This window comes from Chryseobacterium sp. AG363, from assembly GCF_003610675.1.
Lineage (GTDB): Bacteria > Bacteroidota > Bacteroidia > Flavobacteriales > Weeksellaceae > Chryseobacterium > Chryseobacterium cucumeris.
Window position 1 is genome coordinate 2,370,770 of sequence record NZ_RAQF01000002.1, and the last position, 22,807, is coordinate 2,393,576.

Annotated in this window: 20 protein-coding genes; 11 read left to right on the forward strand and 9 right to left on the reverse strand. The window is 36.8% G+C overall.

Annotated elements, in window-relative coordinates; translation table 11 throughout:
• Positions 1 to 33: 33 nt before the first annotated feature.
• The 7 genes from DEU39_RS10775 to DEU39_RS10810 form a co-directional block, all read right to left on the reverse strand.
• Positions 34 to 1,041 carry a vWA domain-containing protein gene (locus DEU39_RS10775; protein WP_062674410.1) on the reverse strand — a complete coding sequence of 336 codons (1,008 nt, stop codon included), beginning with the start codon at positions 1,039 to 1,041 and terminating at the stop codon, positions 34 to 36.
• The gene (locus DEU39_RS10780; RefSeq protein WP_062674408.1) at positions 1,041 to 2,033 is read right to left on the reverse strand and encodes a VWA domain-containing protein; all 993 of its coding nucleotides are present in this window, start codon (positions 2,031 to 2,033) and stop codon (positions 1,041 to 1,043) included. Before DEU39_RS10780 ends, DEU39_RS10775 begins: the two co-directional genes overlap by 1 nt.
• Complete coding sequence (locus tag DEU39_RS10785) at positions 2,026 to 2,922, reverse strand: BatD family protein (protein ID WP_120231936.1); 897 nt, start codon at positions 2,920 to 2,922, stop codon at positions 2,026 to 2,028. The genes DEU39_RS10780 and DEU39_RS10785 overlap by 8 nt, the downstream gene beginning before the upstream one ends.
• 58 nt (positions 2,923 to 2,980) lie before the next feature.
• Positions 2,981 to 3,844 carry a DUF58 domain-containing protein gene (locus DEU39_RS10790; protein WP_062674404.1) on the reverse strand — a complete coding sequence of 288 codons (864 nt, stop codon included), beginning with the start codon at positions 3,842 to 3,844 and terminating at the stop codon, positions 2,981 to 2,983.
• A 67-nt stretch (positions 3,845 to 3,911) separates the two neighbouring features.
• On the reverse strand, positions 3,912 to 4,259 hold the full coding sequence (locus DEU39_RS10795) for a GNAT family N-acetyltransferase (protein WP_228436739.1): 348 nt from the start codon (positions 4,257 to 4,259) through the stop codon (positions 3,912 to 3,914).
• 106 nt (positions 4,260 to 4,365) lie between these two features.
• Positions 4,366 to 5,370 (reverse strand): AAA family ATPase, encoded by a 1,005-nt coding sequence (locus DEU39_RS10800; protein ID WP_034695238.1) that lies wholly within the window; start codon positions 5,368 to 5,370, stop codon positions 4,366 to 4,368.
• A 272-nt stretch (positions 5,371 to 5,642) separates the two neighbouring features.
• Positions 5,643 to 6,950 (reverse strand): hypothetical protein, encoded by a 1,308-nt coding sequence (locus DEU39_RS10810; RefSeq protein ID WP_120231938.1) that lies wholly within the window; start codon positions 6,948 to 6,950, stop codon positions 5,643 to 5,645.
• A 234-nt stretch (positions 6,951 to 7,184) separates the two neighbouring features.
• On the opposite strand from DEU39_RS10810, the gene DEU39_RS10815 reads away from it, so the two are divergent.
• From DEU39_RS10815 to DEU39_RS10850, 8 genes are all read left to right on the forward strand, one after another.
• On the forward strand, positions 7,185 to 8,519 hold the full coding sequence (locus DEU39_RS10815; protein WP_120231939.1) for a peptide-N-glycosidase F-related protein: 1,335 nt from the start codon (positions 7,185 to 7,187) through the stop codon (positions 8,517 to 8,519).
• A gap of 250 nt (positions 8,520 to 8,769) precedes the next feature.
• Positions 8,770 to 9,243: a DinB family protein gene (locus tag DEU39_RS10820; RefSeq protein WP_047434092.1), complete on the forward strand. Its 474-nt coding sequence runs from the start codon at positions 8,770 to 8,772 to the stop codon at positions 9,241 to 9,243.
• A 113-nt stretch (positions 9,244 to 9,356) separates the two neighbouring features.
• Entirely contained in the window at positions 9,357 to 10,106 is a 750-nt protein-coding gene (gene rlmB, locus DEU39_RS10825) for a 23S rRNA (guanosine(2251)-2'-O)-methyltransferase RlmB (RefSeq protein WP_062674398.1), read from the forward strand.
• A gap of 2 nt (positions 10,107 to 10,108) precedes the next feature.
• Positions 10,109 to 11,227 carry a serine hydrolase domain-containing protein gene (locus tag DEU39_RS10830; RefSeq protein ID WP_120231940.1) on the forward strand — a complete coding sequence of 373 codons (1,119 nt, stop codon included), beginning with the start codon at positions 10,109 to 10,111 and terminating at the stop codon, positions 11,225 to 11,227.
• 15 nt (positions 11,228 to 11,242) lie between these two features.
• Positions 11,243 to 12,292, forward strand: coding sequence for a DUF6263 family protein (locus DEU39_RS10835; protein WP_062674392.1), 1,050 nt, complete (start codon positions 11,243 to 11,245; stop codon positions 12,290 to 12,292).
• Positions 12,293 to 12,355: 63 nt separating this feature from the next.
• Positions 12,356 to 12,586: a hypothetical protein gene (locus DEU39_RS10840; protein ID WP_110010142.1), complete on the forward strand. Its 231-nt coding sequence runs from the start codon at positions 12,356 to 12,358 to the stop codon at positions 12,584 to 12,586.
• A 31-nt stretch (positions 12,587 to 12,617) separates the two neighbouring features.
• Positions 12,618 to 15,158 carry a YfhO family protein gene (locus tag DEU39_RS10845; RefSeq protein ID WP_120231941.1) on the forward strand — a complete coding sequence of 847 codons (2,541 nt, stop codon included), beginning with the start codon at positions 12,618 to 12,620 and terminating at the stop codon, positions 15,156 to 15,158.
• Positions 15,159 to 15,238: 80 nt separating this feature from the next.
• A complete protein-coding gene (locus tag DEU39_RS10850; protein WP_120231942.1) occupies positions 15,239 to 16,540 on the forward strand; it encodes a glycosyl transferase family 1 in 1,302 nt (433 codons plus the stop codon).
• An 82-nt stretch (positions 16,541 to 16,622) separates the two neighbouring features.
• On the opposite strand, the gene DEU39_RS10855 is transcribed toward DEU39_RS10850, so the two are convergent.
• A complete protein-coding gene (locus tag DEU39_RS10855) occupies positions 16,623 to 17,264 on the reverse strand; it encodes a hypothetical protein (protein WP_120231943.1) in 642 nt (213 codons plus the stop codon).
• A gap of 131 nt (positions 17,265 to 17,395) precedes the next feature.
• Between DEU39_RS10855 and DEU39_RS10860 the strand changes: the two genes are divergently transcribed.
• A complete protein-coding gene (locus DEU39_RS10860) occupies positions 17,396 to 18,361 on the forward strand; it encodes a YpdA family putative bacillithiol disulfide reductase (protein WP_120231944.1) in 966 nt (321 codons plus the stop codon).
• Positions 18,362 to 18,442: 81 nt separating this feature from the next.
• On the opposite strand, the gene DEU39_RS10865 is transcribed toward DEU39_RS10860, so the two are convergent.
• A complete protein-coding gene (locus DEU39_RS10865; RefSeq protein WP_120232234.1) occupies positions 18,443 to 19,624 on the reverse strand; it encodes an MFS transporter in 1,182 nt (393 codons plus the stop codon).
• 297 nt (positions 19,625 to 19,921) lie between these two features.
• On the opposite strand from DEU39_RS10865, the gene DEU39_RS10870 reads away from it, so the two are divergent.
• Together DEU39_RS10870 and DEU39_RS10875 are read left to right on the forward strand one after the other, a co-directional pair.
• The gene (locus DEU39_RS10870) at positions 19,922 to 20,800 is read left to right on the forward strand and encodes an AraC family transcriptional regulator (protein WP_120231945.1); all 879 of its coding nucleotides are present in this window, start codon (positions 19,922 to 19,924) and stop codon (positions 20,798 to 20,800) included.
• Positions 20,801 to 20,889: 89 nt separating this feature from the next.
• Positions 20,890 to 22,806: an oleate hydratase gene (locus tag DEU39_RS10875; protein WP_120231946.1), complete on the forward strand. Its 1,917-nt coding sequence runs from the start codon at positions 20,890 to 20,892 to the stop codon at positions 22,804 to 22,806.
• Position 22,807: the final 1 nt, after the last annotated feature.

Sequence of the window (22,807 nt, forward strand, 5' to 3'; positions counted from 1 at the left end):
ACTTGTAGAATTTCTTCTATAAATAAAGGAATTCTACACATTAAAATCTTTTTTAGGATTAAAAATATAAATTAAAAAGAAAAACAGAAGAGATACCGCAAGAAAATATTGATAATAATGATTGGCATTCTGCGATTTCACCATTGTCTCTGCACCTGCCGATTTTTTATTAACTGCATCTACAATTCTGTCCGGAGCTTCATTGATATTATTTCCATCAATATAAGTTCCGTCTGTAGATTCAGCCATTTTCTTTAATGCTTCGGTCTGTCTTTTTGAAATCACCGTACTACCGTTGGCATCGGTTTTATATCCCATTAATTGTCCGAACACATATTCCGGAACCGGAGCACCTTCATCTGTACCCACTCCTACGGAAGTAATACTTATTCCTTCTTTATTAGCTAATCTGATGGCAGCGTTATCATTTCCTTCATTATCTTCACCATCACTCAGCAGAATCACTTTTCTGGATCCTTTGCTTACGTTTTTAAATTTTTCAGCAGCAGCCTGCATTCCTTTCAGAAAATCCGTTCCCTGAATCTGCATAGAACTGGTTTCAATACCGCTGATATAAGTTTCCGCAGAATTATAATCAGTTGTCAGAGGCATAATAGACATTCCATTCCCTGCAAAAATCACAATACCTACCTTATCATTATTCATTTTCTTCATGGTAGCCAGCATCAGATTTTTGGCTTCCGTCAGACGGCTTGGTTCTATATCCTCAGCATTCATAGAATTGGATACATCCAGCATAAAGATTACATTGTTCAGCTTCTGGGTACTTTTCACTTCTTCTGAACCGTTCAAAAGGTCAATGATAGAGAATATCAGAAATAATGTTCCCAATAAATATAATGCAGGAAAAAACTTTGTAAATCCTGATCTTTTTTCAAATAAATTCTCATGAAACTGGCTCGCAGCAAAAATTTCTCTCTTTTTATTTCTCCATTGTAGAAAACGGATCAAAAACGTAGCTAACAGCGGCAGAAGCAACAGTAAAAATAAATACCAATAATTTCCTAAAGACCAACTCATCAGCTTAAAATTTTATAAAACACCCATCTCAACAATGCATCCAACACCAACATAGCCAGTGCAATCCAAAGGAATATTTTGAAATATTCTTCATAATTGTACAGCTTGGAAACCTTCACATCAGATTTTTCCAGTTGGTTGATTTCATTGTATACTTCTTCCAGACTACTGTTTGAGGTAGCTCTGAAATATTTGCCTCCCGTAGTCTGTGCTATTTCTCTCAAGGTATTTTCATCAATAGTAACCTCTGTTTCGGTAAAGATAAGCTCTCCAAAAATGTCCTGCGATGTAGGCATCAGCGCATAACCATTGGTCCCGATTCCGATTGAATATACTTTTATATTATTATTCTTTGCCAGTTCAGCGGCAAGCTGTGGAGGAATCGCATTCTGAATATTGCTTACTCCATCCGTCATCAGTATGACCACTTTACTTTTGGCCTTGCTTTTAATCAAATGATTCACTGCTACAGAAAGGCCTTCCCCAATGGCTGTTCCAGGTTCAAGACCTGCAGAATTCAGATTTTTAATTTCATCAATAACCACTTGATGATCTGAGGTAACCGGAACTTTAGTAAAAGCTTCTGCAGCATATGCTACCACCCCTATCCTGTCATTCGGACGCTTCTGAACAAATTTTACGGCAATATCTTTTAGGGCAGTAATTCGGTCCGGGGTCAAATCCTTCGCCAGCATACTTAGAGAAACATCAATAGATAACATAATATCCACTCCCTTTGTATCATCTCTGTCCTGAGAAATGGTAAACGTTCTCGGCCTTGCCATCGCAATAATCAACGCAGAAAGAATGATATATTTTGATATTTTCAGCAAAAAAAGTACACCCTGGATACTCCCGCTGTGATCCATATTCTTTATGGTAGGAACTTTTATACCTTTTCTTTTACTTCTTCCAATATCTTTAATTAAAAGTGGAATAAACAGCAGAAAAAGCAGCAAAAACCATGGGCTGTAAAACTCAAAATTAAACATCCTTTCTTAAGTTTTCGAATTCTAAATCTTTGGATGATCTTTTCACAAAATCTCTGATATTGACAAAATCTCTTTCCATTGTTTCCTGGTCCGGGAAGGTTTTTGCAAATTTCACCAGGTCTCCCCTAAGGAAAACATCTTCTATTATTTTTTCGTTGTCCTGCGAGATTGTATTATTTTTTTTCATGACATCTATAAGATCATCAGTAAGAAGTACATCTGCCGGAAGGCGATATTGTTTTGTAATGAAGGTTCTGGAAATATCAATCAGTTCCACATAAAACGAACGGAAGTTTCCTCCTTCAATATATTTTTTCTTTTTAAGAGAATCAAGCTCTTTTAAGGTCTGATTGGTAGCCACTACAGGAGAGCTCTTTGATTTTCTTCCCCATTTTACAAACATAATAATGGCAATAACCAGTGCAATACCAGCCAATGCTGCAAGAATATAAAACTTATAAAGCTCCCAATAATCTTTGGGTTCAAGTTTCACCTGCTTATTATTCATGATGTCATTGATCTGATCTGCTTTTTGAGCCGTATTAATGACATCTATTTCGTAAGGGATTGTTTTAAGTATTTTATCTCCTACTTTGAATTCCAGTTCAGGAATGGTAAATTTTCCTTCTTCAAAAACAGCAAATTCGATCTTTCTTTCATAGGTGTTAGCCGTTTGCCCGATACTGTCTTTGGTTTCTTCAAAATGAAAAGGCAACAGCTCATTCTTAGCTGCTGAAGTAACCTGTTGCTCATTAAGATTGTCAATCTTTATGGTAAGATGATTGATTTCTCCCAGAGCAAGGGTTTTCTTTTCTACGTTAGAGGATAATATCTGTGAAAAAGCATTTGCACAGATCAGAAAAGATAATATTAAAAGTATTTTTCTCAATGTTAAAATAATAAAGGCAAAATGCCTTCTGTTTTTTAGTTACGAGCTAAGCCCGATGTTATTTTTTCTGAAAGTAATTATACAATAATTTTGAATAATCTGAGCCGGTACTGATATTCATAAGACTGGCAGAGCTGTTGGCAAAATCTTCTTCCAGAGCTCTCAGCTTTTGTTTTTGAGCTTCCGCAAAGGTATATCGCCATCTTGCACTGGAAGTATTGGCCCATATTTCTTTTCCGGTTTCCACATCAAGTAAACGGGCATAGCCTACATCAGGAATCTCATTATCTTTTTCATCATAAATCCTCATTCCCAGCAACTGATGTTTCTTTGAGGCCACTCTCAGCATTTTGGAATCATAGGCATCTTCAAAATCTGAAAACAAAAATACCAGAGATTTCCTTTTGAAAATCCCCATCATATATTCCATTGCTTTATCTATTTTAGATTCTGCCGGAACATAATCTGCAGTGAGAATATTACTGATAATGGAAAGAATGTGTTTTCTTCCTTTTTGAGGAGGAATAACTTTATATACTTTATCTGCAAACAAAATCAAGCCTACTTTATCATTATTGCCAGCGGCTGAAAATCCTAAGCTGGCTGCAATTTCGGCTACATATTCTCTTTTCAGTTGAACCTTTGTTCCATAATCCATAGAAGCGGAAATGTCTACGAGAATCATCATTGTCAATTCCCTTTCTTCTTCCATTACTTTTACAAATGGCTCACGGAAACGTGCGGTTTTATTCCAGTCGATTCTTCTGATTTCATCTCCAAACTGATACGGTCGAACTTCCGAGAAAGTCATCCCCTGCCCTTTAAAGGCGCTGTGATATTGCCCCATTAAAGCAGCCTCCGTCTTTTTTCTGGTACGGATTTCAATCTGCTTTACTTTTTTTACAATATCTTTTATCTGCATAGACGAATTCAAAATTCAAGGTTTAACATTCAAAGTTTAATGTTGGTGTCGGGATCCGGGTTTTGGGTTAGTCTATAAACTCAATGGATACGTTCGACCACTCATTGTCAAACTTTGTATTATACTTTTTATAAAAATTGATGGCTGGTTCATTCCAGTTCAATACCTGAAATACCATTCCACTGTAATTATTGGTTTGACCATATTCCAGTGTTGCATCAAATAATTTTTTTCCAATCTGCTTTCCTCTTAGCTTTTCAGTTACTACAAGATCTTCAAGATACAGCCTTCTTCCTTTCCAGGTTGAATACCTGTCATAATACAGGGATATTCCAACTATTTCTCCTTCATATTCTGCCACGAAAGCTCCCCATACAGGAGAAGTTCCGAAACCATCCTGAATAAAATCATCCAAAGTCACTGTTACTTCATGCAGTGCTTTTTCATATTCCGCTAGTTCTTTAAATCAAGCATGGAAGAACAGTCTTCCAGAACAGCTTTTCTTACAACTACATCACTCATTATGGTGCCTGGATTTTTGCTAAAATTCTATTGATAATTTCCTCAGTTGTGATTTCTTCTGCTTCTGCTTCAAAGGTCAATCCCATTCTGTGTCTCAATACATCTTTTGCCAATGCTTTTACATCTTCCGGAATGACAAATGCTCTTCCTTTTAAGAAAGCGTAAGCTCTTGAGGCGATAGCAAGATTAATGGATGCTCTTGGAGAAGCTCCGAAACTGATATAATTTTTAAGTTCAGAAAGCCCATAATTTTCCGGATAACGTGTTGCAAACACCATATCCAGGATATATTTTTCAATTTTTTCGTCGAGATAGATCTGGTTGATCAGTTCTTTTGCATCTACAATATCCTGAAGGGAGATTACAGGCTTCACCGTTGGCTGGTGTGAGGTTGAAACCATTCTCATCACCTGTCTTTCATCTTCAAAAGCAGGATAATCGATGGTACACTTCAGCATAAAACGGTCGCTTTGAGCTTCAGGCAGCAGGTAAGTTCCCTCCTGATCAATCGGGTTTTGTGTCGCCAGTACCAGGAATGGTTTTGGAAGCTTCATGGTTTCGTCACCAATTGTCACCTGTTTTTCCTGCATGACCTCCAGAAGCGCTGACTGTACTTTTGCCGGCGCACGGTTGATCTCATCTGCCAAAACAAAGTTCGCAAATACAGGTCCTTTTTTTATAGAGAAATCATTGTCTTTGATATTATAAATCATGGTTCCCACTACATCTGCAGGAAGTAAATCCGGAGTAAACTGAATCCTTGAGAAATCTCCATGAACAGCATCAGCCAGTGTTTTTATCGCTAAGGTTTTAGCCAGACCGGGAACTCCTTCAAGAAGAACGTGTCCATTTCCCAAAAGCCCTACCAAAAGACGGTCTACCATGTATTCCTGTCCAATAATAACTTTGTTGATTTCCTGTCTCAGAAGAGAAAATAAGTAGTTTTTTTCTTTTACTTTTTCCGTCAATTGGCGGATATCTTCAGCTTGATATATCTCTGACATAGCTTGATTTAAAATAAGTGGTAAATTTCTGATAAATACTTGCATTAATCAACATAATAAATGCCATTTTTGAGTTAAAGTTTGTTAAAAATTCCGGCATTGACGAGATATTCAATGCTATAATGTTGAATTTCTTATCTATAAATAAATCCAGAAATTCAAATTCCCTCCATAAAATCATCCCGTTTTTTCTTCTCATTATCCATAAAAAAATGTCACAAAATCACTTTTGCAACATTTTTATTTTTAATCAGAAACTTGATTATTTAGTTTTAAAGCTTGTTTATTGTAATGGTGAATATATTTTCAGGAGCATCAGTAGTATCTTCATACGCTCCGACATTTACAAAATATTCTGTTCCTGATACTGTGGTAATCGTAAGAGTTTCCGCAGCACCTCCGCCACCATTGTCTACAGTTCCTGTACATGACAAATTACTACAGCTGCCACTATATACACCTATCTGCGGATCATAGCTGCTGCCTGAAGGCATAGTCACTTTAATAGTATACTGACTGCCATCACCAGTCAGTTTAAACCATGTCCCATCGTTCATTCCTGTGTCTCCATTACTTGTACATACGCTTATATTTCCGGCATTATTAGTGGTCGATACAGCATCATTCTGAGTATAAGAATAAGGAAATACCAATGCCTGCAATGCTCCAGTACATGCATCGTTTACAGGTATTGGAGGAACAGTCTTAAAAACAAGTTCAGAACATCCTGAGGATTCTGTACTCCCTGACACTGATGTTACTTTTAAATAATAAGTTGTTCCGGCTGTAAGCGCTGTGGAAGGGGTAAAGCTACTTCCTGAAACTGTTTGCTGATTAATAATATCAGAGCTTCCTGAACTCGTTCCTAACGAAACTTTGTAGGATGTAGCCCCTGAAGCCGAAAGCCAGCTGAAATTGGGAGTTAAAGAAATATTCTGACTATTATTTACCGGATAAACGACAAAAGGACATGCCGGTCCGGTACTTGGTATAAGGCCTGAAATGGTAACTGACGATTTATAATCCGCCCTTATTCCTCCGGGAGGAGATGCAATATCCACTACTGCACGATCTCCTTTATAATACAGCGTTGAGTAAGGGATATGTGAATAAACATGAAATGCTTCATCAAAATTATTGATATCGATATTCGGAGAATTCTCTTTTGCTGCAACAACCAGGTTATCAACATTATTATAAGTAAATGGTGTTGTAAAAACAACTTCAACTTTATTATTATTCTTGCTTACGGCTCCTGTGAACACCTGAGTCAACTGTGCTGCAGGAATCCAGTCTGTACCGGAAGCAAAGGCTGTTTTTGACGTATGTCCGAGATATACCGTCCAGTTTGAAGATTCAGTAATTGTAGAGGAAGGATCCACATAAAATGTAAGCCCTGTAATATTGCCTGCAGCATTGGCGTTAATTTCCTGCTTAGGATATATCTGCTGTACATAAGAATAGGAAAAAAAACTGCTTACAGGAGCAACACCAACATTTGGACTCCCAATATTGATATTGATTTGGGCGTTAATCACCACCACTACAAAAAACAAACCTAAAAGTAAAAATCTTTTCATTATTAATAACATTAATCTGGTATACCATGCTAATTTAATAATAAATACTATGATTATAGCAATAAAAAAAATATTTCATTATTTAATTCAACGCAAAAAAAATTTAAACAAAAATACATCCGATATTAAAAACAATACACATTTAATAACAAAACAATAACAAGACATAAAAATAAAATAAATTAAAAGCAATTTCAATACATATTTCATATATTTACACTAAACATCAATAACATGTATAAAAAGCTATTCTTTTCCAGTTTTTTGATTACCCACCTCGTTTTCGCCCAAACGACAATGACCAATATAATTTCAGATGCAGTATACTACGATGGCTATGCTACTATGGTATCCAACCCTGTACCTGCCGGTTTGACAAGGCTGACGAATGCCAGGTATACCAGAAAACTTACTGATGTAGAACTAGATGCTTTTAAAGCTAAAATTGCTATGCGTGTAACCATTGCTCCTTTATGTGACAATTATGACCGTCTTGGAGAAGTCTTCTTAGCAATGGTTCCTAAAAATCAAGCTACTTATACAATCAATGACACTAATGTCAAAAGAATTGAAATAGGCAGATATATTACTCCTTTCATGAATAAAAACAGGACTCCTTCTGAAGTTCCTTACACTTATGATGTCAGCAATTTATACAGCATATTCCATGACACAACATTGCGCAGCATGTATGATCTCTATATGGAACTGGATGTTTTCGGGGTTCCCTATGCAGCACAAACGCAGGTTTCAGGCTGTGCAAACAGAATTGATGTTTTTTCAGGAACTCTTACCTTTTTCTCAACGGATACAGGAGCCACTCCTACAGACACCAACAGCATTGTACCTATATTAAGTTATAACACCCTTAACAACTATAACAACACTGATGTTACCGGGGAAACCGTTAGAATTGTCACTTTTAATCTTCCAGACCCTGTTACCAATGCCCGCTTCTTCGTAATATCAACTCCTCATGGTGCTAACAGTAGTGGTGAAGAATATATCAGAAGACAAAATTACACCTATATAGATGACGTACAAGTACTCACCTATACTCCCGGGGGTATTTCATGTGAACCGTACCGTGTATACAATACTCAAGGAAACGGAATCTATGGTTCTACTCCTAAAACTTTTGCTGACTGGACTTCATGGAATAACTGGTGTCCCGGAAATTCTGTTCCCATCAGAGAATTTACATTACCCAACTTAACTGCAGGTAATCATACTTTGAAACACACAATTCCAACTGCAGTTTTCAACCAACAGCAGGGATATGTCATGCTATCCGTTTATATGCAGGGGAAAAGCAATACAGCTTTGAATGTAAAAGAGATCAAAACAGTAGATGTGAATATTTACCCCAACCCTACTGCTGACTTTGTGAATGTAAAATCAAAAGTAGAGGTCAGCTCAATAAGCCTTTTCAATATGGAAGGAAGAAAACTTTCCGAAACTTATAAAGAGAACAGAATAGATCTTTCCTCATACAGCACAGGAGTTTATTTTTTACATATTGTTTTAAAAGACGGAACTGCCTTTAAACACAAAATCATAAAAAAGTAACTTTAACACATCTTTTAAAAACAAAATAACAAAACCCTCTCTGAAACTCCACTCAAGAGGGTTTTTCTATTGATCATCATGTAAAATTAACTGTAAAAAACATTCTGATATCAATAAAAACTAATCAAAAGATGAACCTTACTTCACTCTTTTTCAAAATAGTTAAAAAATTTTAACTTTAATCCTCTAGTCAAAAAAATTGTCATTTCCAGTTTATTAAACTATTTTTGGTGATTAAAAATTTTGCAAAATGAATTATCATTTTCAAGCACACAGACAGGTAAGAAAGAACCTTTTAGATATCCTTCAGAACACATCTCATGAAGATCTGATCCTGATTCCGGATGGTTTCAACAACAATATTTACTGGAATATTGCACATACTGTTGCTACACAACAGCTACTGCACTATTACCTGAGCGGAAATCCTTTCCGTATTGACAAGTATTGGATTGAAACCTACAAAAAAGGAACTTTACCCAACTTAAATGTTCAGAAATCAGAAGTGGAAGATTTAGAATTTTTACTTACTGAAACTTCAAAGATTTTAATGAAGGATTATGACAGTGATTTCTTCTCAGATTACACTCCCTACACCACAAGTTTCGGCATGGATCTGAAAAGCATTCAGGATGCTATTATCTTCAACAATATGCATGAAAGCCTTCATTACGGGTACGTGATGGCACAGAAAAGAGCAATTTTAGGAGAGAAAGGGAGATAATGAACCTTGCTACGCAAGTCAATGGTCAGAAGTGAATAGGCATCCAACCAATTGACTTACAAAGTAAAATTCACGATTGACCATTCACTCTATAACTATATAATACATTTTCAATGAAAGACGATTTTATTTTCGGGCTACGTCCCGTGATTGAAGCAATTGAAGCGGGAAAAACGATTGACAAGATCTTTGTGCAGAATGCACTTCAGGGTCCTATTTATGCTGAATTAAAAGCCATTTTAGCGAAAAATAAAATCCGTCCCAATTATGTTCCGGTTGAAAAACTGAACCGTTTTACAAGAAAAAACCACCAGGGTGTGGTAGCTTTTATTTCGGATGTACCGTTTCATAAAGTGGAGGATATTGTTCCACAATTATTCGAACAGGGAAAAACACCTTTCCTTTTAATTCTGGACAGACTTACCGATGTAAGAAACTTTGGAGCCATCTGCAGAACAGCGGAATGCGTAGGAATAGATGCAGTTATTATTCCTGAAAAAGGAGCTGCTCCTATCAATTCCGATGCGATAAAAACTTCTGCCGGAGCGATCTATAATATCAAAATATGTAAGGAAAACAATCTTGCCCACACGGTAGACTTCCTTCAGCAAAGCGGAATTTCCGTATATGCAGCCAGCGAAAAAGCTCAGAAGTTAATCTATGATGTAAATATGACTGAGCCATGTGCTATCGTGATGGGAAATGAGGAAACCGGAATTTCTAAAGAAGTACTGCATCATGCTGATGAAAAAATAAAACTTCCTATCGAAGGAAAAACCCAGTCTCTGAATGTTTCTGTAGCATGTGGAGCGATTTTGTATGAAGCGGTAAGACAGAAAATGTCCGTGATACCTAATCCATAACCATGAAAATACAATCACTTTTACCTTTATTTTTTGTCCCGTTGGCTTTTAATGCCCAGACAAAAAAAATAGCAACAGACAACCGTCTTGCCACTGATCTTGATAAGATGGTTCAGAAAGAAGCTGTTGCTTATATGCAGGATCCTGCACGTGTAGGAATTTCAATAGGCATTTTTAAAGATGGTAAAAGTTATTTCTATAATTATGGGACAACAGAAATAGGGAAATCAGAGCTTCCAACCTCCCAAAGTCCATATGAGATTGCATCCATCACCAAGACCTTTACCGGAACACTTCTGGCTCATGCTTTAGTAGATGGTAAAATCAAAATGGATGATGATATCCGGAAATATATAGGAAATTATCCTAATCTTGAATTTGAAAAGCACCCGATAACAATCGGTAATCTAACCAATCATTCATCAGGATTGCCTCAGTTTTTACCGGATCAGTCTGAAACGTTCAAAAAACCGATGGACTCTGTTGCCCTGGCATTGTCGGATTTTTATAAAAACTATTCAAAAAAGAATTTTTATGAGGATCTTCATCAGGCTAAAGTGGATTTTGTACCCGGAACAGAATATAAATATTCCAATGTAGGAACACAGATTGCCGGGGATATCTTGGAAAAAGTATATCATACAAGCTATGAAAACCTGCTTTCAGAGTATATTACAAAGCCTCTGAAAATGAATCATACTATTATTGGTACGAATTCTGCACAGCTATTGACTCGTTATAACGAAAAAGGAAAGATAATGCCCAGAAATTTCACAACCATTTTTGCTCCCGCAGGAGGAATCATTTCTACTACAGGAGATCTTGTGAAATACATGCAGTATCATCTGGATAAGAACAATAAATATGTGAAAACATCTCATACACCTTTTGTAAAAGGTGAAGGAGATGCCATTGGACTGTACTGGAGATTACATACATATGAAGATGGAACTCAAACCGTTTATCATACAGGAGGTACATTTGGATTTTCAAGCGTACTTCAGATTTATCCTTCAAAAAACATGGGAGTGGTAGTGCTTTCCAATGAATCTGATGGAGAGTCTCAGGGGAAACTGCACGACATTGCAGATAATATATTAAGAAACAGTAGTAAAAAATAAAGTTAAAAAAATCAAATGAAGAATATTGCAGCGCTTGCGCTTATATCATCAATAGCCCTTGTGTCTTGTAAAAAAGAAACGGCAAAAATAACAAAAGTAGATCCTAAAACCGGAAAGACAGTAACTGTAGAAGTTCCTGCTGATTCTGTAGCGAAAGTTGCAGAAAACCCGGCTATCAAAGATTCTGCAGGAGTTATCACCCAAACTTTTAAGCTTGAAAAAGGTAAAACATATCCTCTTACCACTTATCAGAGAGATGTAAAAACAATGACAGATCCTCAAGGGAAATCTATCACTGCAACAAGCGAATCTACAGATGAAATGAATTTTGTAGTGGATGATATCAAAGGAAATGTATATGAGATGACCCTTAATCTTGTAGCAAAGAGAAGCTCTCAATCTGCACAGGGAAAAACGGTAGTAGTAGACACCAAACTTCCACTTCCAAAAGAAGATGATCTAAAAATGATCTGGAATGTCAACAAAGCGCTTACCGGAAACAAACTTCAGATGAAGATGGATACAAAAGGGAATGTGATTTCTATTACAGGATTTGATGCTGTTTACACAAAAGTAGGTAACGCAGTTGGTACACTTATCAAAGATGCCAATGAAAAAGCAAGCGTAGTAGCAAGTCTTAAGCAGTCATTCAACGAAAAAGTACTGAAAGATCAGTTCCATAAAAACCTTATGATTATTCCTAAAAAAGGAGTTAAAATCGGAGAAAAATGGTCAACTTCTGAAAATGCTGACGCCAGCGGAGCTGTTAAAGTAACCTCCAATTATGTAATGAAAAGCTTAGGAAACGGAGCTGCAGAAATTGCAGTAACCGGAGGTATTCCCAAGAAAACAGAAAAGAAAACTCAGGGACCTATCACACACAGCCTGAGCAGTGAGCTTGTTCAGAACGGAACCATTAAGTTTGATGAAAGCACAGGCTGGATAACCAACCAGAATATCAACGTAAAAACAACTCAGATAGAAACCATTTCAGATGGAAAACAGTCTCAATCTATGAAAAGCGTTTCCAATTCTTCGGTAATGGTCAACCCATCTGCTAAATAACTTGAATAAACATTCAGGGTTTAAAGTTTGCATGTTAAACCCTGAACTTTAAACAAAAAAATTATGAAGTACATTCTTGAGTTAGTACTCACTGCCATTATTATATTCTTTGTCTGGAATATTCTGAAAAGAATTTTCTTTAAGACATTCTATAGTTACCGTTTTAATAACAATAATCAAAACAACGGGCAGCAGGACATCAACAACTCGAATAAGAATAACAAAAAGAACCTTAAGTGGGATGCAGAAACGGTAGACTACGAAGAGGTGAAAGAGAGTAATGACAAAAGGTAAAAATTCCAAGAAATAAAAGATAATAACCAGCATGGCAAAAAATAAAAACTTAATTTATATTGCAGTTTCATTAGTAGTATTTATAGTTTTAGCATTTTTATATTCCACTCCTGTATTTTCAGGAAAACAGCTTTTCCAGCATGATATTGTACAGTACAGAGGAGGAGCAAAAGAACTGCTTGACTACAGAGCCAATACCGGAAATGAAACCTATTGGAGTGACTCCATGTTTGGGGGAATGCCGACTTATCAGATGGGAAGCCAGTTTAAAGGTGATATCATCAAAAAAATAGACAGCAATCTGAATTTCCTGCCAAGGCCGGTTAATTATCTCTTCCTGCTATTTGCAGGTTTTTTCCTTTTGGGAATGGTAGTGGTCAGAAATTGGAAATATGCTCTTTTAGGAGCCACTTTCTTCGGGCTTTCAACCTATTTTTATATTATTATTGCAGCCGGACATAATGGTAAAGTCAATACCATTGAGTATTTTGCCCCGTTGCTAGCCGGAATTTTACTGGTGTATATCAGGAAACAATACATCTGGGGGTTCATTGTCACTACCCTTTTTATGGGTCTTCAAATTGCTGCAAACCACCCACAAATGACCTATTATCTGTTCATTGCGTTAGGATTCTTATTCCTTTCTGAACTGATCAGAGCCATCCAGAAAAAGACACCGATGAAGCACTTCCTTATTTCATCAGGGATTATCGCAGCAGCATGTGTTATTGGAGTAGGAATGAATTCACAAAGAATCATGGCCAATTCTGAATATGTAAAAGAAACAGTTCGTGGAAAGCAGATTTTAAATAACGACAGCCATACTTCAGGAAAATCCGGAATGGACAAAGAGAGTATGCTGATGTGGAGCTATGGGCAGCTGGAAACTTTAAACCTTTTCATTCCAAGATTAATGGGTGGAGGAAGCCAGGAACCTGAAGGAAAAGAAATCATGAACAGAGTTCAGGAACTGGTTCAGGAAAATGTAGGTTCACAGGCTGAAATGGATAGAATTTCCAAAGGTTTCAGCGGAGTAACCTACTGGGGAGACCAGCCGGGAACATCAGGACCTGCTTATCAGGGAGCTATCGTATGTTTCCTTGCCTTATTAGGATTCTTTTTTGCTTCAAAAAAATACCGTTACTGGATTTTGGGAGCTTCCATCCTGACCATTTTACTGGCATGGGGAAGTAACTTTATGCCATTATCGGATTTCTTTATCGATTATGTACCGTTCTATAATAAATTCAGAGCTCCTTCTTCAATCTTAGTGGTAGTAGAGTTATTATTCCCATTAATTGCCATTTTGGGATTATACAGATTCTTTACAGATGAAAAGTTGACTGAAGAATATAAGCAGAAAATTCTGATGTATGTAGGAGGTGGAACGTTAGGATTTTTATTGATTCTTTTAATCTTTGGAAAATCATTGTTAGGTTTTGCTACAGAAAACGAAAAAACCTACTTCCCTCCTTTCCTGCTTGATTATCTTGTAGATGAAAGATATAAACTATTCAGAATAGATGCCATAAAAGCATTCATTTATGTAGCGATTACTGCGGCAGCTCTATTCTTAACTTTAAAGAAAAAGCTTAATCAGAATATTGCTTTGGTAGTGATTGGGCTTGTAAGTTTATTTGACCTTTGGACGGTAAACAAGCGTTACTTAAACGATGAAAACTATGTAGATAAAATCTTTGCTGAAAATCCTTTCCAGACAGAAAGTTCAGACCTGTTGGCTGAAAAAGTACAGGGAAATCCAAACCTGGAATCTATTTTATCCAATGTTAACATCAACAAAACATTGGAAACTATTGCTGAGAAAGACAAAACACACTACAGAATTTACAACCAGACATTAGGAGTTACCAGCGAAACCAATACCTCTTATTTTAAGGCTTCCATCGGCGGTTATCACGCTGTAAAATTAAGAAGATATGACGATGTACTGAATGAATACATCAATAGTATTGACAGTGTAAAAACACCTAATGTATTAAATTTACTGAATGCTAAATACATGGTTTTCGGAGGTCCTGAGCAGCCACAGGTTGTTCCTAATCCTAAAGCTAATGGCAATGCATGGTTTGTAAGCGATTTAAAATTTGTAGATACTCCTAATCAGGAAATAAAAGCGATCGGGACTATTGACAACAAGAAAACAGCTGTCATTGCTTCATCTGACAAATCATATTTTGATAACAAAACTGTTCAGGCAGATTCTACAGCATTTATCACTCTTACGAAATATCAGCCTAACGAACTTGAATTTAAATCTCAGTCGAAAACACCTCAATTGGCTATATTCTCTGAAGTTTATTATCCTCATGGATGGAAAGTGTTAGTAGACGAGAAAGAAGTTCCTTATATCAAAGCAGATTATTTGCTTCGTGCCGTACATGTTCCGGCAGGAAACCACCATATCAGAATGGTTTTTGAACCTGAAGTGATTGAAAAAGGAAAATGGCTTTCTCTTCTTTCGTTCGGATTATTTATCCTGTTGGCTGCATTTGGACTTTTCTGGATGAATAAGAACAAGAAAAAAGAGATTGTAGCTGAACAGAATGCTTGAACAATATAAATAGTGTTGCGCAATGAGATTCTTCACTGCGCTACGCTTGGTTCAGAATGACAAAGACCATTAAGTAAAAAATGGAACAGAAGAAAATATTGATTATCACCTATTACTGGCCTCCTGCGGGAGGTCCTGGTGTTCAAAGATGGCTGAAGTTTGCAAAATATCTACCTGATTTTGGTTGGAAACCTATCATCTATACTCCGGAAAATCCAAGCTATCCATTGCTGGACGAAACACTGATGAAAGATGTTCCGGAAAATATCGAGATGGTAAGAACCAAAATCTGGGAACCTTATCAGCTTGCTGAAAAACTGAATAAGAGCAATAAAAAATTCAAAGCCGGACAATTTGATGTAGGCAAAAACCAAAGTTGGAAATCTAAACTTTCAATTTGGGTAAGAGGTAATTTTTTCATTCCTGATGCCAGAGTTTTTTGGGTAAAACCATCCGTTACATTTCTGGAAAAATACCTGAAAGAAAATAAAATAGACACCATCGTTACTTCCGGTCCGCCACACTCTCTGCATTTGATTGGTTTAGGGCTAAAAAATAAAATGCCGGATCTGAAATGGGTTGCTGATTTCCGTGATCCATGGACAGAGATTTCTTACTACAAACATCTGAAATTAACTAAAAGTTCAGATAAAAAACACCGGCAGCTGGAAAGTGCTGTATTTAAGAATGCAGACATCACTTTGGCTACAAGTTATACTGATGCTGAAAACTTCAGAAAGGCCGGAGCTAATGCATTTTGTATTACGAATGGATTTGATGAAAGCGATTCAAGCAAAAAAGCAGGTGAAAATAAAAATTCACAAATTGAAAAAGCATTTACGCTAAGCTATATCGGAGTTTTGGAACAGCTGAGAAACCCTGAAAATCTTTGGAAAGCACTCGACGAACTGGTGAAAGAAAATGCTGAATTTACGGCTGATTTTAAGTTGAAATTTGTAGGACGAATAGATGATAAAATCCTCCACTCCATTGAAAATTCAAGTCTGAAAAATCATATTCTGAACCTTGGATATCTTTCTCATGGAAAAGCCGTAGAAGAGATGCAGAATTCCAATCTCCTTCTTATTACCAACTTTCCGAATGAGTCTTCAAGAGGGATTATTCCTGGAAAAATATTTGAATATCTGGCTTCAGGAAAGCAGATTCTATCTTTCGGTCCTGATAAAGCTGATGTGTCAAAAATTCTGGAAGAGACGCAGGCAGGAAAACATTTCAGTTATCAGGATATAGAAAACATTAAAAAGTTTATTCTTGAAAAATATGAACTGTGGAAAAATGACAGCCTTATTGAAAACACCCAGCATATTGAACAGTTTTCAAGAAAAAATCTTACTCAGCAACTGACTGAAGTTTTGAAATAAAAAAGAAAGGAAGTTAGAGGCTGGAAGTTTATTCCAGTCGCTAACTTCTAACTTCTAACTTCTAACTTCTAACTTCTAACTTCTATATTGTCCACTGGTCATTCACAACAGCAACCAGGTAATATTTGCCCTGAAATTCTTCAAATACAAAACGAACGGTTTTCCAATCCATTTCACCGGATTTTTCAGTTCCTTTGATATAGTTTTCTGTAAAATCAGCTTTTGGATAAATTTCCTTTAAATTATTCAGGGAATTACCTCCACCGATAAATTTATTCAGCGAATATTGTGATGTTGTAAAATCTTTAGAAAACACCCATTTTCCTAGATAATCATTGATCGTTGCTTTATAAGGATCACCTGAGCCATCCTGTGCTCCCCAGGTAAACAAGGTTTTGGTAGGCTGATATTTTTCAAAATCTGCTTTAGAAAAATGTTTATCTTCCTTCAGATTAACAAAAGCGTACATTGAAAAACGAACTCCTTTTTCGGGATGAATCAAAGAGGTAAAAGTAGTATAATCTTTTGTCTTTAGTGCTTTCAAAACCTCATCATTAGTCTGCTTTAAAACGGCTTCTTTATCAGCATGAGTCTGAACAATACCTGCACTGTCTGTTTTATTTTGTGCAATAGAATCTATTTCACTGGGAACAGGTTTTCCGGCTTCTTTTTTGCAGGCTACAATCATACTCAGAGCGAAAACCGCGATCAATAATTTTTTCATATTTTACATTTTGAAATTGGTAAAAAACACCAAAACTGATGCCAAGTGGTAAATGATGTAAAGAGATAAAGACTATGAGAGTTGATGGGTTCGGGCTTCTCATTTTAAAAATTACATCGTACATTTGTTAGATGGAAATATTGGATATTCTGATTATCGGAGCCGGACCAATCGGTTTAAACTGCGCCCTTGAAGCTCAAAAAAACAATCTTAGTCATGTAATCATAGAAAAAGGAACCATTGTCAATTCACTGTACAATTATCCTTTGTACATGCGTTTTTTCTCCACTGCTGAAAAGCTGGAAATTGATGAGATTCCCTTTATTTCTACTGCTCCAAAGCCGGGGAGGCAGGAAGCTCTGGAATACTATCAGGGCATTGCAAGACAAAAAAGCCTGAATATTAACCTGTATGAAAAAGTTCTGAGCGTTTCAAAGAAGGATGAGATATTTGAGATCAAAACCACCAAAGCAAATTATCAGGCTAAAAATGTAGTCATCGCTACGGGGTTTTATGATATTCCTAACCTGATGAATATTCCCGGTGAAGACCTTCCTAAAGTTAAGCATTATTATACGGAACCTTACCCTTACGCAAAGCAGAAAATTGTGGTGGTAGGCTCCAGTAATTCTGCTGTAGATGCAGCCCTGGAAACCTACAGAAAAGGAGCTGAAGTGACGATGATTGTCCGTCATGCCGAGATTTCAAAAAGTGTAAAATATTGGGTAAAACCCGATATTGAAAACAGAATTGCAGAGGGCAGCATTAAAGCTCATTTTAATGCAGAAATGATCGAGATTAAAGAAAATTCTGTTGTTTTTAGAGATGAGAACGGAGCTATTCATGAAATTGACAATGATTTTGTACTGGCCATGACAGGCTATCTTCCTGATTTTGATTTTCTGAAAAATTCAGGAATAGAACTTAACGGGGACTGCCTGAATCCATTTTACAATCCTGAAACCATGGAAACCAATATTTCTAATCTCTATCTTGCAGGTGTGGTATGCGGAGGAAAAGATACTCACCTTTGGTTCATTGAAAATTCAAGGATTCATGCCAATATGATTATTAATTCGATTCTTTCAAAATCTTAATCGTAAACGATTAATATATAGTAAAAGTTTCCGGGCAATTTCTACGAAATTGCCCGGAAACTTTTTATTTAATCAAAAGCGCTATATCATCTCTTTTTTTACCTTATTTTTATCCTTAAGCATCCATGGAATGATAAAGTAAAAACCAATCGCAATAAATACTGCAAGCAGCCCGGTTCCGATCCATAATATATTGAATCCTAATTTTTCTGCAATCAGTGTTCCTATATAAGGTGTTACAATAAACGCAATGGAGAATGACATTCCGTTCAGTCCCATGTAAGCGCCTTTATTGTTCTCTCCCGAACGTAATGCCGTAATCGTTGACATAAAAGGAAGTGTCCAAATTTCTCCCACGCAAAGCAATGTCATAGAAAGCACAAGGGTAATCAGACTGTAATCGAAAGCCAGCATGGCATAGGAAATCCCACACAGGAAAGTCCCGAACAGCATTGTAAAGGCTAAAGTAAAATACTTCTCAGCAATCTGTACCAGCCCCATTTCAAGCAGAACTATCAGAAAACCACTGTATCCCAGAATATATCCGATATTCTGCTGGCTTAGATGAGCTGTATCCTTATAAAATATCGTCAGGGTACTGAACAGCTGGAAGAAACATATGGAAAACAGCATACAGAATACACAATAAATAAGGAATTTACTGTCTCGGTAGGGTGAACTTTCTTTTTTAATAATAATAGCTTTTTTTACTTTTTTTGCTTTCAGTTTAGCTAATCGCGCCCGGTTTTTAAAGAACCAGATATACATCAATCCTGCCAGCAAAGCAGCCAATGCATTGCTGAAAAATAGAAATTCATAAGAAATAGCCGACAAAATACCACCCAGTGCAGGACCAATAGAAAACCCAAGGTTAACGGCCATACGATTGAGCGAGAAAGCACGGGTAATATTTTCAGGTTTTGCATATTTGGTAATCGCCACCGAGTTTGCGGGACGGAACGTTTCACTTACAATACTTTGGGCTAAAATAATTCCTGCCAATCCGGCTTCTGTTGTAAAAAGCGGAATCAAGCAGAATAAAGGAACGCTGAGCAGCAAACTCAGACTCTGCACCCTGTACTCTCCTATTTTATCCGTAATCATACCTCCAAGCCATGATCCGATAACCGAACCTATTCCAAAAAAACTCAGTACAATTCCGGAATTTTCAATACTGAAATGCAAATGATTCGTCATATAAACTCCCAGAAACGGAAGTACCATAGAACCGGCCCTGTTGATGAGCATTACCAACGCCAGCATCCAACTCTCCTGCGAGAGTCCTTTGAAAGAACTCGTATATACGTTAATTAATCTCACAATAATATTTTGGGGAAATTTGACAGTGCAAAATTAGATAAAAATAACCCAAAAGTCTTTGTTTAAACCCTATTTTTATCAATAACCTTCAACAGACAATCAACTTTAATCTGAAAAAACAGTTTTATCTGCTATATAAAAACAATAAACTTTTATAAAAATCGTAAATTGCAGTAAAAACAGATGCTTTTATACTGAATTCACTTAGAAACATAATAAAATTTTAACCAATACTGAAGAATGATAACCTACGAAAATTTACATGATACGCTATCTTTTTACAGTATTGACTGCTGCCAATCCTATTACATTTCTTCCGGAAAACCCATTTTTGAATTTCCAAAAGCTCCTTTCAGAATGGATTATTATGCACTATGTATCTGTACTGCCGGAGAAATCAATATTGAAATAGACCGTCAGAAATACAAAGTAGATGCTGACAGCTTTCTTATTGCAGCACCTTCTACCATTGTGAAATTTGGAAAAACCAGTGATGATTTTACGATGAAACTGCTGTTCTTCGACAAGAACTTTCTGATTAAAAATATTTCCAATCCTTTTATCATTGAGAAAATGAATCTTTTCTCCAAAGGTTCATACAGCATCGTAAAAACTACGGCAACCAATTCTTCACTTCTGCAAAATCTTCTGGATTACCTCGATAAAAAATCGAAAAAGCAGGGAAAATTTACAGAGGAGATTATCCGTACCATTATTTTCAATCTTCTGCTGGAGACTGCTGAGATTATGGAACAGGAAAATGCTGCAAATCCGGAAAAAGAAGAAGGAAAAAAAGATCTTTATCTCAAATTCAGTAAACTGATCCGTGAAAACATCACCCGGGAAAGAACGGTTCAGTTTTATGCGGATCAACTTCATGTTTCCAATAAATACCTCATCGAAATCATTAAGAAGTCAAGCGGAAAAACACCTCATGAAGTGATTGATGAAGCATTACTGAAGGAAGCGTATGTCATGCTTGGAAATCCTGAGATCACCATATCGGAGATCGCCTTTGAGCTTCAGTTTAACTCAGCATCAGCTTTCGGCCGTTTCTTTAAAAAACATACGGCACTTTCCCCTTCGGAGTACAGAACTAAAGAAAATATTCAGTCATGAGAATTTGGGGATAATAATTCTGAACTTGGGGATATATATCGCTTTCTGAATAGAGGTACCTTTATACTGTTAATTAAAAACAATAAAAGATGAGTACGATCAATTCAAAATTCGATAAAGTTTTAAATGCCTCTGAGCAGTTTGGAAATGTAAACCACGAACCGGATTCAAGCAAAGAAGTTCAGATTAACACTCCTGAAAAGACGATGCCTTTTTCCGACCAGATCGGAAACTACCAGCGTAATAAAGGCATCCCTTTACAATCTTACGAAAACAGTAAAATCTATATTGTTGGAAGCGGAATTGCCGGCATGTCGGCAGCGTATTATTTTATCCGTGATGGCCGTGTACCCGGCAAAAATATTATTTTCCTCGACCAGCTGAATGTGGAAGGCGGATCTTTGGATGGAGCTGGTAACGCAAAAGACGGTTACATCATCCGTGGAGGTAGAGAAATGGATATGACTTATGAAAATCTATGGGATATGTTCCAGGATATTCCGGCTTTGGAACTGCCTGCTCCTTATAGTGTATTGGATGAATACCGTCTTGTTAATGACAACGACCCGAATTACTCTAAAGCAAGATTGATCCACAATCAAGGACAGATCAAGGATTTTAGCAAATTCGGACTTGAGAAAAAAGATCAGCTGGCGATTGTAAAACTATTGCTTAAGAAAAAAGAAGAACTGGATGATCTTACAATTGAAGATTATTTTTCTCCATCTTTCCTCAACAGTAATTTCTGGTTCTTCTGGCGTTCTATGTTTGCCTTCGAAAACTGGCACAGCTTACTGGAACTGAAACTGTATATGCACAGATTCCTTCACGCCATTGACGGAATGAAAGACTTCTCATGTCTGGTATTCCCCAAATATAACCAGTACGACACGTATGTAACTCCATTAAAAAACTTCCTGGTGGAAAAAGGGGTGCAGATCCAGTTTAATACTTTGGTAAAAGATCTTGATATTCATATTAATACGGAAGGAAAAACTGTAGAAGGAATTATCACTGAACAAAATGGCGAAGAAGTAAGAATACCGGTTGGTAAAGACGACTACGTTATTGTAACTACCGGATCTATGACAGAAAGTACGTTCTACGGTGACAACAATACCGTTCCTGAGGTTACGATAGACAACAGCAGTGCAGGATGGAAGCTTTGGAAAAATCTTGCTGCAAAATCTGAAGTATTCGGAAAACCTGAAAAATTCTGTAGCCACATTGAAAAATCTTCATGGGAGTCTGCTACCTTAACCTGCCGTCCTTCTGCTTTCACAGAGAAACTCAAAGAACTGTGTGTAAATGATCCTTATTCAGGAAGAACAGCCACAGGAGGTATTATTACCATTACAGATTCTAATTGGGTAATGAGCTTTACCTGCAACAGGCAACCGCACTTCCCTACTCAGCCGGATGACATCCTTGTAGTTTGGGTATATGCTTTACTGATGGATAAAGAAGGTAATTATATCAAAAAAACAATGCCTCAGTGTACCGGAAACGAGATTCTTGCTGAGCTGTGCTACCATCTTGGAATAACAGATCAGCTGGATAATGTCACAGAAAATACCATTGTACGTACCGCATTCATGCCTTATATCACGTCTATGTTTATGCCGAGAGCGATGGGAGACCGTCCGAGAGTGGTTCCTGAAGGATGTACCAACTTAGGTCTTGTAGGACAGTTTGTAGAAACCAATAACGATGTTGTCTTCACTATGGAAAGCTCTGTAAGAACTGCGAGAATAGCTGTTTACAATCTTCTTAACCTTAATAAACAAGTGCCGGATATCAATCCGTTACAATATGACATCCGACATTTATTAAAAGCTACCCAGGCTTTGAATGACTATAAACCTTTCTTAGGAGAAGGGATTTTAAGAAAAATATTAAAAGGAAGTTATTTTGAACATATTCTGGTAAACCGTCCAGAAGAAAAAGAAGAACATGAATCTTTCTTAACCAGATTTCAGGAATGGGTAAAAGGAGTAAAAGACTAAA